The sequence below is a fragment of the Rhodococcus sp. 14-2483-1-1 genome, assembly GCF_002259335.1.
GTDB lineage: Bacteria > Actinomycetota > Actinomycetes > Mycobacteriales > Mycobacteriaceae > Rhodococcoides.
This window is the reverse complement of sequence record NZ_NPFX01000014.1, coordinates 447,131-460,072: the sequence shown is the minus strand read 5'-3', so window position 1 is coordinate 460,072 and position 12,942 is coordinate 447,131. Positions and strand designations below refer to the sequence as shown.

Here is a 12,942-nt window from a genome sequence, read left to right as displayed (position 1 = left end):
GTAGGACCGATACTCAGGCTAACGTCGGCGGCACGGCCGGGCCATCGAGTGCGGGAATCTCGACACGAAGGATGCAACAGATGAAGAAGTGCGTGTACGCACTCGCGATCGCGTCGACGGTGATCCTGGCGAGCGCAGTGGTGTCGACCCCGGTGGCGAGCGCCGATTCACTGCGAGACTTCTACGACGCGCCCGTCCCGACCATCGCCGCAGCGGCCCCCGGCGAGGTGGTGCGGACAAAACCGGTCACCTCACCCAAGGGATTCGGATTGGGCTTCGACATCGAACGCATTCTCTATCGGTCCAACGACACTCACGACGACCCCATGGTCGTGTCCGGGTACTCCATGACCCCCACCGCTCCGTGGCCTGGCCCCGGCCCGCGGCCGGTGATCGCCTACGCGCCCGGCACCTCCGGCATGGCCGAACGCTGCGCTGGATCGGCCGTTCTCGGCACCGTCGGGTCGTCCCCGGCCATCCTGCCGCTGCTCCTGGCCGGATACCGCGTCGTCGCAACCGACTACCAGGGGCTGGGCACGCCCGGCGGGCACACGTATCTGAACCGGCTCGCCTCGGGCCGCGCTCTGCTGGACGCAGCCAGAGCGGCAGACGCCGACCCAGCCACCCCGGTCGTGCTGTTCGGCTACTCCGAAGGCGGATTCGCGTCGGGCGCCGCTGCCGAACTCGCTGCCACGTACGCCCCGGACCTCGATATCGTCGGGGCGTATGTCGGTGCACCACCGGCAGATCCGAGGCTCAACATCGACAACCTGGACAACACGACTCTCGGCAGCGCCGTACTCTTCGCCGTCGACGGCATGATCAACTCCTACCCGGAACGAGCGGAGAGCATCCGCAGCTTCTTCGACTCCGACGGCGTCGCCGCGCTCGATGCCGCACAGAACTGGTGCACCACCGACCCCGCGGCCACCGAGATCGTGCACACCAGCGACCTCACCCGGGACGGCCGACCACTGATCGAGCAGCTGAGCAACCCAGCTTTCGTCGAGGTGACCGCAGCGAACACCGTCGGCCGCATCGCCCCCACCATGCCGGTGTACCTGTCGCATGCAGTCGAAGACGACACCGTGCCCATCGAGCAGAGTCGAACTCTGCGCGAGCGCTGGCAGGATCTGGGCGCCCAGGTCACGTACCGCGAGTACGAGTTTCCGGCCATCCCCTACAAGGGCGCGAACCACCTCCCCGGGTCTCTGGCCGCATACTCCGACGTCCTGCCCTGGATCGCCGACCTCGTGCGCTCGAGCTGATCTCAGGTGTGAAATCAGGGTGTTCACCGAGGCGTCGACCCCGGTGACGTTGATTCACTCCATCCATGCGCATCGTGCACGCCCTCTTGACCGTCGCAGCAGTCCTGACCGCATCGCCTACCTTGCCCGGTGGTGAGACCGCGTCGGATGTCGAGGTCGTCGCCCAGGAATTGGGCCTGCCGGGAGTGGCTTTTCGAGTGGTCTCCGAACGTGAGGTCATCGAGAACGTCGAATACGGGGTGGACGGACACGGTGCGCCGATCGATGACGGCACGCCGTTCGTCTGGGGTTCGGTGTCGAAGTCGGTGACGGCGGCGACGGTACACTCTCTCGCCTCGCAACATCGCCTCGATCTAGGTGGCACCGTGAATTCGGTTCTCCCGGAGAGCGATTCGATCCTTCCCGACGACGTCACGATCACCGACCTGATCCACCACACCAGCGGACTCCCCCACGACGTCGCCCGACTCGATGTGTGGGGACGAACCGACCGAGCACTCGACGTCGTACCCACCCTCGACGTCACCGCTGCCGAGCGCGGCACTTTCCGATACTCCAGCCTGAATTACCTACTGCTGCAGGCCATCGTCGAGAAGATCACTGCCGAACCGTTTGCGAACGTCGTGGCTCGTGAAACCGGGGTGCACACCGTGGGTGCCGTCGCGCCCGGACACGTTCCGTTCTTCGGATCACCCCGACGCGTCGACACCGGGATAGATGCCGCCGGACTCGGCTACGGCTACCTCGGTGGTTCGATCGACGAACTCTCGCGTTACGCAGCGCGGCAACTGACCGACCCGGCGTCGAACAGTCTCGATACGGTGCCGACCGGCTCGGGCACGGCATACGGAGACGGGTGGTACGTCGAAACGTTGCCCGACGGTACCGAGATGCGATGGCATTCCGGGGCGGTGCCCGGCTACTTCACGCACGTTGCGCTGATTCCCGAACGCCATCTGGCCGTGGTGTTCGCGGCCAACAGATACGGCGAACTGGAGGCCGAAAACCTGGCGTCGGCGGCCCGCTCACTCGTCCTCACCCGACTCGGGATCGACGAACCCCGCAGCACCGGCCTCGGCATGTACGAGATCGCGCTGATCGCGTCGAGCACACTCGCGGTGTTGCTGGCACTGTGCGCGGGCCGAATCCTGCTTCGCATCAGGACTGCCCCGGGTCGATGGGCACCTGCGCACATCCTGATGGCCGTCATTGCCGGCGGAACGCTGTACTTCGGGATGCCGATGCTCACCGGTACCCCCATCTCGACCCTTTCCCACTGGGCTCCGGATGTGACCCTGCTGTTCTGGATCGTGCTGGCCGAACTTGCGATCATCGCTGGTGCTCTCGCCGCCCGGGCCCTCCGTCAATGGACCACTGCACACGTCTGAGCGGTACAAAGGTTCATTCACCCACGGAACTGATCTGCGTGAATGGACCTCTGCATACGTCTGGGCGCTGCAGGGGTCCATTGACGCGAACGGGGCGGCGGGCAGACATACGACAACGGGCGACCCTCCGAAGAGGATCGCCCGTTGTGTGGAGCTGGTGGAACTTACTCGCTGTCGCTGTCTCCGGTGGCCTTGGCCAGATCGACCGGGACCTCGTCGGGGACGATGATGGCCTTCTTCTCACCGCGGAACGTGAACTTCGCGTCCTCGCCTGCGCCTTCGCCGTCCCAGTTCTCGACGTCGACCAGGATGATCTGGCCGGCTTCGATTTCGCCGAAGAGGATCTTCTCCGACAACTGGTCCTCGATCTCGCGCTGGATGGTGCGACGCAGTGGCCGCGCACCCAGGACGGGGTCGAATCCGCGCTTGGCGAGCAACGACTTCGCCTTCTCGGTGACCTCGATCGCCATGTCCTTGTTCTTGAGCGCACCTTCGACTCGGTTGAGCATGAGATCGACCATCTGGATGATCTCGTCCTTGGTGAGCTGGTGGAACACGACGATGTCGTCGATACGGTTCAGGAACTCGGGGCGGAAGTGCTTCTTCAGCTCGTCGTTGACCTTGAGCTTCATCCGCTCGTAGTTCGAGCCGGTGCCTTCACCCGAGGAGAAGCCGAGGCCCACTGCCTTCGAGATGTCCGAGGTACCGAGGTTCGAGGTGAAGATCAGCACGGTGTTCTTGAAGTCGACCGTGCGTCCCTGGCCGTCGGTGAGACGACCGTCTTCCAGCACCTGCAGGAGCGTGTTGTAGATCTCCTGGTGGGCCTTCTCGATCTCGTCGAACAGCACGACGGAGAACGGCTTGCGGCGAACCTTCTCGGTGAGCTGGCCACCCTCTTCGTAGCCGACGTATCCGGGAGGAGCACCGAACAGACGCGAGGCGGTGAAGCGGTCGTGGAACTCGCCCATGTCGATCTGGATCAGCGCGTCGTCCTCACCGAAGAGGAAGTTCGCGAGAGCCTTCGACAGCTCGGTCTTACCGACACCGGACGGGCCGGCGAAGATGAACGAGCCCGACGGACGCTTCGGGTCCTTCAGACCTGCACGGGTACGACGGATCGCCTTCGAGACGGCCTTGACTGCCTCGACCTGGCCGATGATCCGCTTGTGCAGCTCGTCCTCCATGCGAAGCAGACGAGTGGTCTCTTCCTCGGTGAGCTTGAAGACGGGGATGCCGGTCCAGTTGCCCAGAACCTCGGCGATCTGCTCGTCGTCCACCTCGGCGATGACGTCGAGATCACCGGAGCGCCACTGCTTCTCACGCTCGGCGCGCTGACCGACGAGGGTCTTCTCCTTGTCGCGCAGGTTCGCAGCCTTCTCGAAGTCCTGTGCGTCGATGGCCGATTCCTTCTCCCGGCGCGCGTCGGCGATCTTGTCGTCGAACTCGCGCAGGTCTGGCGGCGCGGTCATCCGGCGGATGCGCATCCGCGCGCCCGCCTCGTCGATGAGGTCGATTGCCTTGTCGGGCAAGAACCGATCGTTGATGTACCGGTCGGCCAACGTGGCGGCCGCGACGAGTGCACCGTCGGTGATCGAGACGCGGTGGTGTGCCTCGTAGCGATCGCGCAGACCCTTGAGGATCTCGATGGTGTGCTCGACGGTCGGCTCGCCGACCTGGACGGGCTGGAAACGACGCTCGAGTGCGGCATCCTTCTCGATGTACTTGCGGTACTCGTCGAGGGTGGTGGCACCGATCGTCTGCAGCTCACCACGAGCCAACTTCGGCTTGAGGATCGACGCGGCATCGATGGCACCTTCGGCAGCACCCGCGCCGACGAGCGTGTGCAGCTCGTCGATGAACAGGATGATGTCGCCACGGGTGTTGATCTCCTTGAGCACCTTCTTCAGGCGCTCCTCGAAGTCACCGCGGTAACGGCTGCCGGCCACGAGCGAGCCGAGGTCGAGGGTGTAGAGCTGCTTGTCCTTGAGCGTCTCGGGAACTTCGCCGTTGACGATGGCCTGAGCCAGTCCCTCGACGACGGCCGTCTTACCGACACCGGGCTCGCCGATCAGAACAGGGTTGTTCTTGGTACGACGCGAGAGCACCTGCATGACGCGCTCGATTTCCTTCGCGCGACCGATGACCGGGTCGAGCTTGCCTTCGAGTGCTGCCTGGGTGAGGTTGCGACCGAACTGATCGAGGACCAGTGACGTGGACGGGGTGCCCGCCTCGCCGCGGCCGCTGCCGCTCTCGGACGGCTCCTTGCCCTGGTAACCGGACAGCAGCTGAATGACCTGCTGGCGTACCCGGTTGAGGTCGGCTCCGAGCTTGACCAGAACCTGAGCTGCGACGCCTTCGCCTTCGCGGATCAGGCCGAGCAGGATGTGCTCGGTGCCGATGTAGTTGTGGCCGAGCTGCAGTGCTTCACGCAGACTGAGCTCGAGTACTTTCTTGGCGCGCGGGGTGAACGGGATGTGACCGGACGGAGCCTGCTGGCCCTGGCCGATGATCTCCTCGACCTGGCTGCGTACTCCTTCGAGGGAGATGCCCAGCGACTCGAGAGACTTGGCGGCGACGCCTTCGCCCTCGTGGATGAGGCCGAGCAGAATGTGCTCCGTGCCGATGTAGTTGTGGTTGAGCATCCGGGCTTCTTCTTGAGCCAGGACGACAACACGCCGCGCGCGATCGGTGAACCTCTCGAACATCGCTCTCCCTCACTTCTTGGTGGGTGGTAGCTCGCCCACCAGTTCTTCTAGCGCCGCAGTGTCCATACGCTGAGGTCGCTTGTGCATTTGAAGGTAAGACTGGTACTCACTGTAGTTGGCCGACGTTACGAACGCCGACCCTCCACCCCTGAAATGCTGCGCGACCGCCCGCAGATACGGACTGCCTTGCCTGCTTACTGTTCATAACGCAGGCACAATGCAAAACGTTTCCCATTCGATGTCCGCTGCTGGCGAACAGCGCTGTACCGACCGATCAGGCCTGGGAGGGCTTGACGATCGGAAACAGGATCGTTTCGCGGATGCCGAGGCCGGTCAGCGCCATCAACAGACGGTCGATGCCCATGCCCGTTCCGGTGGTCGGCGGCATGCCCTGCTCCATCGCGGCGAGGAAGTCCTCGTCCAGAACCATCGCCTCGTCGTCGCCCGCCGCAGCCTGACGAGCCTGGTCCTCGAAACGCTCGCGCTGGATGATCGGGTCGATCAACTCGGAGTATCCGGTCGCCAGCTCGAATCCGCGAACGTACAGGTCCCACTTCTCGGTGACGCCGGGCTTGCTCCGGTGCTGCCGCGTCAGCGGGGACGTCTCGACGGGGAAATCGCGAACGAACGTCGGCTCGGTCAACGCGTCACCCACCTGGTGTTCCCACAGCTCCTCGACCAGCTTGCCGTGGCCGTAGATCGGGACGCCGTCCTTGCGCGGCACGTCCAGCCCGACCTTGTCCGCGATCGCGAGCAGTTCGTCGACGGTGGTGTCGGGGGTGACGTCGAACCCGAGCGACTCCGACAACGACGGGTACATCTCCAGCGTCGTCCATTCTCCGCCGAGGTCGTAGGTGGTGCCGTCGGGCAACGTCACGACCGTGGATCCGAGCGCGGCCATGGCCACCTCTTGAACGAGCTCACGCGTCATTTTCGCCGAATCGTCGTACGTGCCGTAGGCCTCGTACGTCTCGAGCATCGCGAACTCCGGCGAGTGCGAGGAGTCGGCACCTTCGTTACGGAAGTTGCGGTTGATCTCGAATACCTTCTCTATGCCGCCGACGACGCATCGCTTGAGGAACAGCTCCGGCGCGATCCGCAGGTAGAGATCGGTGTCCATGGCATTGGAATGGGTGACGAACGGCCGGGCCGCGGCACCGCCGTGCAGCGTCTGCAGCATCGGTGTCTCGACTTCGAGGAAGCCGCGACGCTCGAGCGCGTTGCGTAGTTCGCGAACCACGGCGATGCGCTTGCGCGCAGTTTCACGCGAGGTCGGGTTGGTGATCAGATCCAGGTAACGCTGCCGGATGCGCGTCTCTTCGCTCAGTTCCTTGTGCGCGACGGGCAACGGCCGCAACGACTTCGACGCGATCTGCCACGCGTCTGCCATGACCGAGAGCTCGCCGCGACGGGAGCTGATCACCTCTCCGTGCACGAACACGAAGTCGCCGAGGTCGACATCGGCCTTCCATGCTGCGAGGGCGTCCTCGCCGACGCCGGCCAGGCTGATCATCGCCTGCAGCTGGGTACCGTCGCCCTCCTGCAGCGTGGCGAAGCACAGCTTGCCGGTGTTGCGGACGAAGATGACGCGGCCGACGACTCCCACGATGAGACCGGTGGTCGTGTCGGCCTCGAGCTCGGGAAACTCGGTGCGGATCTCGAGCAGAGAATGGGTGCGCGGAACCGACACCGGGTACGCCTCGACCCCGCGCTCGAGCAGCGCAGCGCGCTTGGCACGACGAATCCGTAGCTGCTCCGGGGTGTCGTCGGCGGGCTGGGTAGAAGCTGTATCACTCACGCGCAGATACTTTACAGTCCGAGCGTGTAACGACGGTCAGTGCGCTGCGACGGCCTCTGCCTCACGAACACAGTGCTTGGCCTGCGTCAACACTCCGAGCAGCCCGGCCGATTTGAGGGCCTGATAGCCGCCGACCAGATCGGTGGCCTTGTGCAGACCCAGCAATTTGAGCGACGCGGCCGCGAGCGAGGAGGTGTAGCCCTCGGAGCAGATGACGATCCACTCGACGTCGTGGTCGGTGGCGATCGCCAGCCGCGCGTCGCTGGTGGGATCCAGACGCCATTCGAGAACGTTGCGTTCGATGGCCAGCGCGCCGGGCAGCGTTCCCTCGACGGCACGCTGGGCCTGCGGGCGAATGTCGATCACGACGGCACCGCGGTCGACTGCGTCGCGCAGCTCGAAGACGGTGATGCGGTCGATGGTCTCGCGAGCGGATTCGAGCATGTCGACGATGGTCATGGTGTGGATGGTCATCGTGTGGCCTTCTCGGGTTCGTCGGTGAGCTCGCTGCGGGTGCGGCGCAGAGTCGCGCGCTCTGTCACTTCGTAGTAGGACATTGCCGTCAGTGGCGGTGAGTATGCGTGCACGCTGAGAGTGGGCCCGGCCGTGGTCGACGCCGGATCGTGCATCACGTCGTGCACCCATCCCAGCGGGAAGGCCGCCTGATCTCCAGCGTCGAGATGACGCTCCTTCAGTTCGGTTCCTGCCCAACGATATTCGAGCAGCGACCCACTCAGGACGGTCAGTGCACCGAGCGATCCGGCGTGATCGTGCAGTTCGGTGGATCTCTCGGGAACCCAGCTGATCAACCAGAGGTCCAGATCGTCGTCGGAGTGCAGTCGAGTGGCCCAGCGCTCGTCGGTAGGCCACAGCCCACCGCCGGGCAGCAGGTGGTCGAAACGACCTTCGAGGACGTCCGATGCGCCTTGGTCGGTGATCCGCAGCAGGTCGGGAGGACGCAGCCGCGTCGGCAACGTCGAGACCGATCGCGAGGACAATGCGGGTCGGGAGGGTGCAGAAAATACAGGTGTGGAAAGCATGAAGCTCTACTCCAGGGTGTGTGACGAACGAGGCAGCGGTCAGCCTCGACAACACTCCTGGGTGGCCATGCACGTCATCACGCCGACGATTCTGACACACGAACGCCCGATGCGCTACCCACTCACCGAAACATTCAGCGCGGACGCCGTTTTGCCATGTTTCGTTCGTAGACCAGTCGCAGCCCTTCGAGCGTCAGGTCCGGTTCGTGGTGCTCGATGGTGGTCGACTCGGGCAGGATCAGCGCCGCGATGTCTCCGGTGCCGATGACCGCGACGTCCGTACCCGTAACCTCCGGCACCTCGCGCCTGATCCGTCCGACGAGACCGTCCACCAGGCCCGCGAACCCGAAGATGGTGCCCGACTGGATGCATTCGACGGTGTTCTTGCCCAGCACCGACCGCGGTCGGATCATCTCCACCTCGCGCAGCGTGGCGGTGCGGGTCGACATCGCCCACGCCGACATTTCGAGTCCGGGCGCAATGGCACCGCCGAGGAATTCCCCTTTGGCGGATACTACGTCGACGCAGGTGGTGGTCCCGAAATCCACCACGATGCACGCCGAGTCGTACAGATCATGCGCGGCAAGGGTATTGACGATCCGATCGGCTCCGACTTCTTTCGGGTTGTCCACCAGCAGCGGAACGCCGGTCCGGACGCCGGGTTCGACGACCACGTGCACCACATGATCCCAGTAGCGCGTGAGCATGGTGCGCATCTCTCGAAGCACCGACGGCACCGTCGACAGCGCGGTGATGCCGGTGATCTGTTCCGAATCGGCTCCGAGCAACCCACGCAACATCAACGCCAGCTCGTCGGCCGTCACATGAGGGTCGGTTCGAATGCGCCAGTCCCGCAGCAGCTTCGAGTGATCACCGGTGCCGGTGAACAGCCCGACCACGGTGCTGGTGTTGCGCACATCGATCGCGAGGAGCATCGAATCAGACCAGCACGGAATCGGCCCGGAGATCGCGCGGCGTGATCAGACCCGAGCCCGCAGGCGCATGAGCCGGGTCGCTGCCGAGTTCGACCGGCCGGTTCTTCTCGTCGACGAACACGACCCGAGGCGCGTAGTCGGCGACTTCCTGCTCGTTCATCACTCCGTAGGCGATCAGAATGACCAGGTCACCTGGGTTCACCAAATGCGCTGCAGCTCCGTTGATTCCGATGACTCCGCTGCCGCGTTCACCGGTGATCACATAGGTTTCCAGCCGAGCCCCGTTGTCGATATCGACGATGGTGACCTGCTCGCCTTCGAGCAGATCGGCGGCCTCCATCAGATCCTCATCGACAGTCACCGAGCCCACGTAGTGCAGGTCTGCATGCGTGACGGTGGCGCGATGGATCTTGGACTTCATCATGGTACGAAACATCGTGTCACTCTCCACTTTTCGGATCGTCAGGACTGTTCTTTTCTGGTCGTTCCGCAGGCTCCACTCCTGCCTCCAAAAACCCGGTGCCGACTGCGACACCGACGTTGTCGATCAATCTCGTGGTACCGACCTTGGCCGCCACGAGCAGTCTGCCGTCTCCACGTTCGGGAGCCGGCCCGAGATGCGGGTCTCGTACCTCGAGGTAATCGACCTGAACCAGCGGTGCCTCGTCCAGAACGGCACGCGCAGTGGCGATGATGGCCTCGGTGCCGCCTGCCGCAGCGTGTGCCCCGGCCACCAGCGCGGCCGACAGCGCCATCGCCGCATCACGCTGCTCGGTATCGAGATACCGATTACGCGAGGACAGTGCAAGACCGTCCTGCTCGCGGACCGTCGGTACCCCGATGACGGCGACGTCGAAATTCAGATCTCGCACCATCTGCCGGATCAGAGTCAGCTGCTGGTAGTCCTTTTCCCCGAAGTACGCGCGATGGGGAGCCGCGATCTGCAACAGTTTGGCGACGACGGTGAGCATGCCCGCGAAATGCGTTGGCCTACTGCCGCCTTCGAGTTCTGCGCCGAGCGGTCCGGGATTGACGGTGGTGCGCGGTCCCGACGGATACATGTCCGATACCGACGGCGCGAAGACCAGCTCGACGCCCTCCTCGCGGAGCAGCGCGACATCGGCGTCGAGGGTTCGTGGGTAGGCATCGAGATCCTCGCCGACCCCGAACTGAAGGGGGTTGACGAAGATCGACACGATGACCACCGCACCGGTGAGCTTGGCCTGACGCACCAATTGCAGGTGACCGGCGTGCAGCGCGCCCATGGTCGGCACCAGCGCGACCTGCTTCCCGACACCCCGTAGGGCCTTGGACACCGACGTGATCACCGCGGGATCGTGGTGAACTGTCAACTGCCCCTTGGTGTAGCTACCCGCGAGGGTCATTGCTTCCCTTCCAGAAGTTCGATCAGGTCTGCCCTGGCACCGATGCGCTGCGCGGAACGAAGAGACAGCGCCCGATACCCGGCAGCGATGCGAGGATCGACGGTCCCCAGCACGTCGAGGTGCTTACCGACGGCGGCGGTATCGCCTCGGGCCACCGGGCCGGTGAGCGCCGATTGCCCGTTGCGCAGTGCATTGTCCAGCGCAGCTTCGAGCAATGGAGCCAGAACACGCTCGGGCACACCACGTTCGGTGTCGGAACCGGGAAAACCTGGTCCGGCCAACGCAACTCGAAGCGCTTCGACCGCGTCGACCACAAGGGTGACGAGGTGATTGCTACCGTGCGCGAGCGCAGCGTGGTAGAGCGCCCGATTGTTCTCGGCCACATGCACCGGCTCGCCGCCGATCTCGAGCACCAGAGCCTGCGCGACGGCGTATCCGATCTCGTCACTCGCGGTGATCCCGAAACACGCCGCCGTCATCCGGTCCGTGTCCTCGGCTCTGCCGCTGAACGTCATGGCCGGATGGATCGCGAGAGGCACGGCACCGAGGGCGGCCAGTGGTTCGAGGACCGAGACGCCGTTCGCACCGGAGGTGTGCACCACCAATTTGCCGGGCGCCACCGCTCCCGTTGCTGCCAGTCCGGCAACGATCGATGCCAGTTCACTGTCCGGCACAGCAAGAATGAGCAGTTCTGCGCGGCGAGCGACGTCGTCGACCGGCAGAACCTGCGACTCGGGCAAACGGTCGCGCACCCGAGCGAGCGACGCGTCCGACACAGCGGCAGCACCGACGACAACGTGACCGACGCGTTCGAGCGCCTCACCGAATGCAGTACCTACCCGCCCGGCCGAGACGACACCCACCGTCAATCGAGCTGGAGACAGACCACCAGTGAACCCTGATGAGGTCACCGAAAACTTCCTCTCGTTCGTTCCAGTCCCGCTCGGCGGGTACCAGACGTCCTGCAGGGAACAATAGCGACAGCGGCACCGACGGTGCCATGGAAAACCGGTGTGATCTGGTTCTCAGTCTGCGCGACGGCGACGACGCCGCGTGCCTGCGTCGGTGGTCGTCGTGTCGGCCGAGTCGCCGCCGGCCAGACCGGCCATGATCTCGGCGACGGAACGGCCGTTCGAGTGTGCGCCGGTGGCATCCTCGTCGGTCGCCTCTGCGCGCCTACGACCGCGCCGAGGCGAACTGGAAGTATCCACGGCCGAAGTCTCGTGGTCGCGATCGGCCGAGAAGAACGCATCCGCCGATTCACGCAACGCACTGCGGGACGCCGGGTAGGCGTCGCCGTCCTGGGCCGAGTCCGATCCGTACGCAGGACCGGAAACGTAGTCCGCTGCAGGCTCGGTCTCGGAATACTCGGGCTGATCAGGCTCGACGGGGGTCGAGAACTCGGGGGCCTGAACTTCGGGGGCCTGAAACTCGGGGGCCTGGTACTCCTCGGCCACGTCGTTCTCGGCCTCGTACGTTTCCGCGGCGGGCTGAGGTTCGTAGTCCTGCGCGTCCGGCTCCGCTGCCGGCGGACGCGTCTGCTCGAAGTTGTACGCCGTGAACGGCGAGCTGGGCGGAGTGACTCGCGCGGCCGGCCTCGGCGCGCCGTACGGACGCGGTCGCGCTGCTGGGCGCTCGAAAGCATCGACCTCGTCCACCGCTGTAGCCGTCGCGTCGTAGCTCGGCTCCTCGGTCTCGAACGAGTTCTCGGCGTACGAACCCTGCGCGGCGGTGGCCTGCGGCATCTCGTCCGGTCCTTCGGGGTACACCACCGACGTCTCGGCCGTGACCGGCTCGTCGTACGGAGTTCCGACACCGTTGCTGTTCCCACCACCGGGGATGTACAAGCCGGACGGCGCAGGCTGGTAGCTGTCGTATCGCCGACCGCCGAGTTCCTGCATTCTCATCGCCTCGGCCCGCAACGCGACGCGTTCGGTCGGCAGATTGCCGTCGAACAGCACCTGCAGGTTCTGGCGGAGCGCGGCGAGTTCGTTGCGCAATGCTGCGACTTCGTCGATCTCCATTCGCGATTCGCTACGAACCCGGGCCTCGACGCTCATCTCGTACTCGCGTCGCGCCGAAATTTCACGGGCCAACTGCAACTCGTAGACCGTCTGCAGATCCTTGGCCTTGGTCTGGTCCGCAGCCGATTCCCGGCGGTACTTGGTCATTGCGAAAGCACCGATCACGGCAGCCCACAGCGCCGAGAGAACACCGACCCTCATCCACTGCACACTCTCGGTGAACAACAGGAACACGCTGGCGACGATGCCGAACACGACGAGCGCCGCAAGAAACAGCTGGCTCGCACTACGCCTGTTTCGGCGCCCCTTCTTTGCGCGAGTCTGATCTGTCATGTTCACAAGGGTAACTGGCAACCCGTTCGCAAATAGTCATCCTCGGCCGATCGCTTACACAACCGA

11 protein-coding genes are annotated in these 12,942 nt (G+C 64.6%); 2 read left to right on the top strand and 9 right to left on the bottom strand.

Annotated elements, in window-relative coordinates; translation table 11 throughout:
• Nucleotides 1-80: 80 nt before the first annotated feature.
• Complete coding sequence (locus CH294_RS13435; RefSeq protein WP_094738406.1) at nucleotides 81-1,268, top strand: alpha/beta fold hydrolase; 1,188 nt, start codon at nucleotides 81-83, stop codon at nucleotides 1,266-1,268.
• 65 nt (nucleotides 1,269-1,333) lie between these two features.
• Nucleotides 1,334-2,656 carry a serine hydrolase domain-containing protein gene (locus CH294_RS13430; protein WP_094738217.1) on the top strand — a complete coding sequence of 441 codons (1,323 nt, stop codon included), beginning with the start codon at nucleotides 1,334-1,336 and terminating at the stop codon, nucleotides 2,654-2,656.
• 164 nt (nucleotides 2,657-2,820) lie between these two features.
• On the opposite strand, the gene CH294_RS13425 is transcribed toward CH294_RS13430, so the two are convergent.
• From CH294_RS13425 to CH294_RS13385, 9 genes are all read right to left on the bottom strand, one after another.
• Entirely contained in the window at nucleotides 2,821-5,361 is a 2,541-nt protein-coding gene (locus tag CH294_RS13425) for an ATP-dependent Clp protease ATP-binding subunit (protein WP_032380134.1), read from the bottom strand.
• A 274-nt stretch (nucleotides 5,362-5,635) separates the two neighbouring features.
• Nucleotides 5,636-7,159, bottom strand: coding sequence for a lysine--tRNA ligase (gene lysS, locus CH294_RS13420; RefSeq protein WP_032380133.1), 1,524 nt, complete (start codon nucleotides 7,157-7,159; stop codon nucleotides 5,636-5,638).
• Between the two features lie 36 nt (nucleotides 7,160-7,195).
• Nucleotides 7,196-7,618: a rhodanese-like domain-containing protein gene (locus CH294_RS13415; RefSeq protein WP_032380719.1), complete on the bottom strand. Its 423-nt coding sequence runs from the start codon at nucleotides 7,616-7,618 to the stop codon at nucleotides 7,196-7,198.
• A gap of 11 nt (nucleotides 7,619-7,629) precedes the next feature.
• Nucleotides 7,630-8,199 (bottom strand): cysteine dioxygenase family protein, encoded by a 570-nt coding sequence (locus CH294_RS13410; protein ID WP_094738216.1) that lies wholly within the window; start codon nucleotides 8,197-8,199, stop codon nucleotides 7,630-7,632.
• Between the two features lie 134 nt (nucleotides 8,200-8,333).
• Nucleotides 8,334-9,134 (bottom strand): type III pantothenate kinase, encoded by an 801-nt coding sequence (locus tag CH294_RS13405; protein ID WP_032403767.1) that lies wholly within the window; start codon nucleotides 9,132-9,134, stop codon nucleotides 8,334-8,336.
• A 4-nt stretch (nucleotides 9,135-9,138) separates the two neighbouring features.
• The gene (gene panD, locus CH294_RS13400; protein ID WP_032403785.1) at nucleotides 9,139-9,570 is read right to left on the bottom strand and encodes an aspartate 1-decarboxylase; all 432 of its coding nucleotides are present in this window, start codon (nucleotides 9,568-9,570) and stop codon (nucleotides 9,139-9,141) included.
• A gap of 4 nt (nucleotides 9,571-9,574) precedes the next feature.
• On the bottom strand, nucleotides 9,575-10,519 hold the full coding sequence (gene panC, locus CH294_RS13395) for a pantoate--beta-alanine ligase (RefSeq protein ID WP_094738215.1): 945 nt from the start codon (nucleotides 10,517-10,519) through the stop codon (nucleotides 9,575-9,577).
• Entirely contained in the window at nucleotides 10,516-11,430 is a 915-nt protein-coding gene (locus CH294_RS13390; RefSeq protein ID WP_037149003.1) for a DUF2520 domain-containing protein, read from the bottom strand. Before CH294_RS13390 ends, panC begins: the two co-directional genes overlap by 4 nt.
• Nucleotides 11,431-11,544: 114 nt before the next feature.
• A complete protein-coding gene (locus CH294_RS13385) occupies nucleotides 11,545-12,876 on the bottom strand; it encodes a DUF6779 domain-containing protein (RefSeq protein ID WP_212709794.1) in 1,332 nt (443 codons plus the stop codon).
• Nucleotides 12,877-12,942 lie beyond the last annotated feature (66 nt).

Excerpts from the sequence above, each read along its gene's own strand:
- CH294_RS13430 (WP_094738217.1), top strand. The coding sequence starts at position 1,334 with ATGCGCATCGTGCACGCCCTCTTGACCGTCGCAGCAGTCCTGACCGCA.
- CH294_RS13425 (WP_032380134.1), bottom strand. The coding sequence starts at position 5,361 with ATGTTCGAGAGGTTCACCGATCGCGCGCGGCGTGTTGTCGTCCTGGCT.
- CH294_RS13415 (WP_032380719.1), bottom strand. The coding sequence starts at position 7,618 with ATGACCATCGTCGACATGCTCGAATCCGCTCGCGAGACCATCGACCGC.
- CH294_RS13385 (WP_212709794.1), bottom strand. The coding sequence starts at position 12,876 with ATGACAGATCAGACTCGCGCAAAGAAGGGGCGCCGAAACAGGCGTAGT.
- panC (WP_094738215.1), bottom strand. The coding sequence starts at position 10,519 with ATGACCCTCGCGGGTAGCTACACCAAGGGGCAGTTGACAGTTCACCAC.
- CH294_RS13410 (WP_094738216.1), bottom strand. The coding sequence starts at position 8,199 with ATGCTTTCCACACCTGTATTTTCTGCACCCTCCCGACCCGCATTGTCC.
- CH294_RS13405 (WP_032403767.1), bottom strand. The coding sequence starts at position 9,134 with ATGCTCCTCGCGATCGATGTGCGCAACACCAGCACCGTGGTCGGGCTG.
- CH294_RS13435 (WP_094738406.1), top strand. The coding sequence starts at position 81 with ATGAAGAAGTGCGTGTACGCACTCGCGATCGCGTCGACGGTGATCCTG.
- panD (WP_032403785.1), bottom strand. The coding sequence starts at position 9,570 with ATGTTTCGTACCATGATGAAGTCCAAGATCCATCGCGCCACCGTCACG.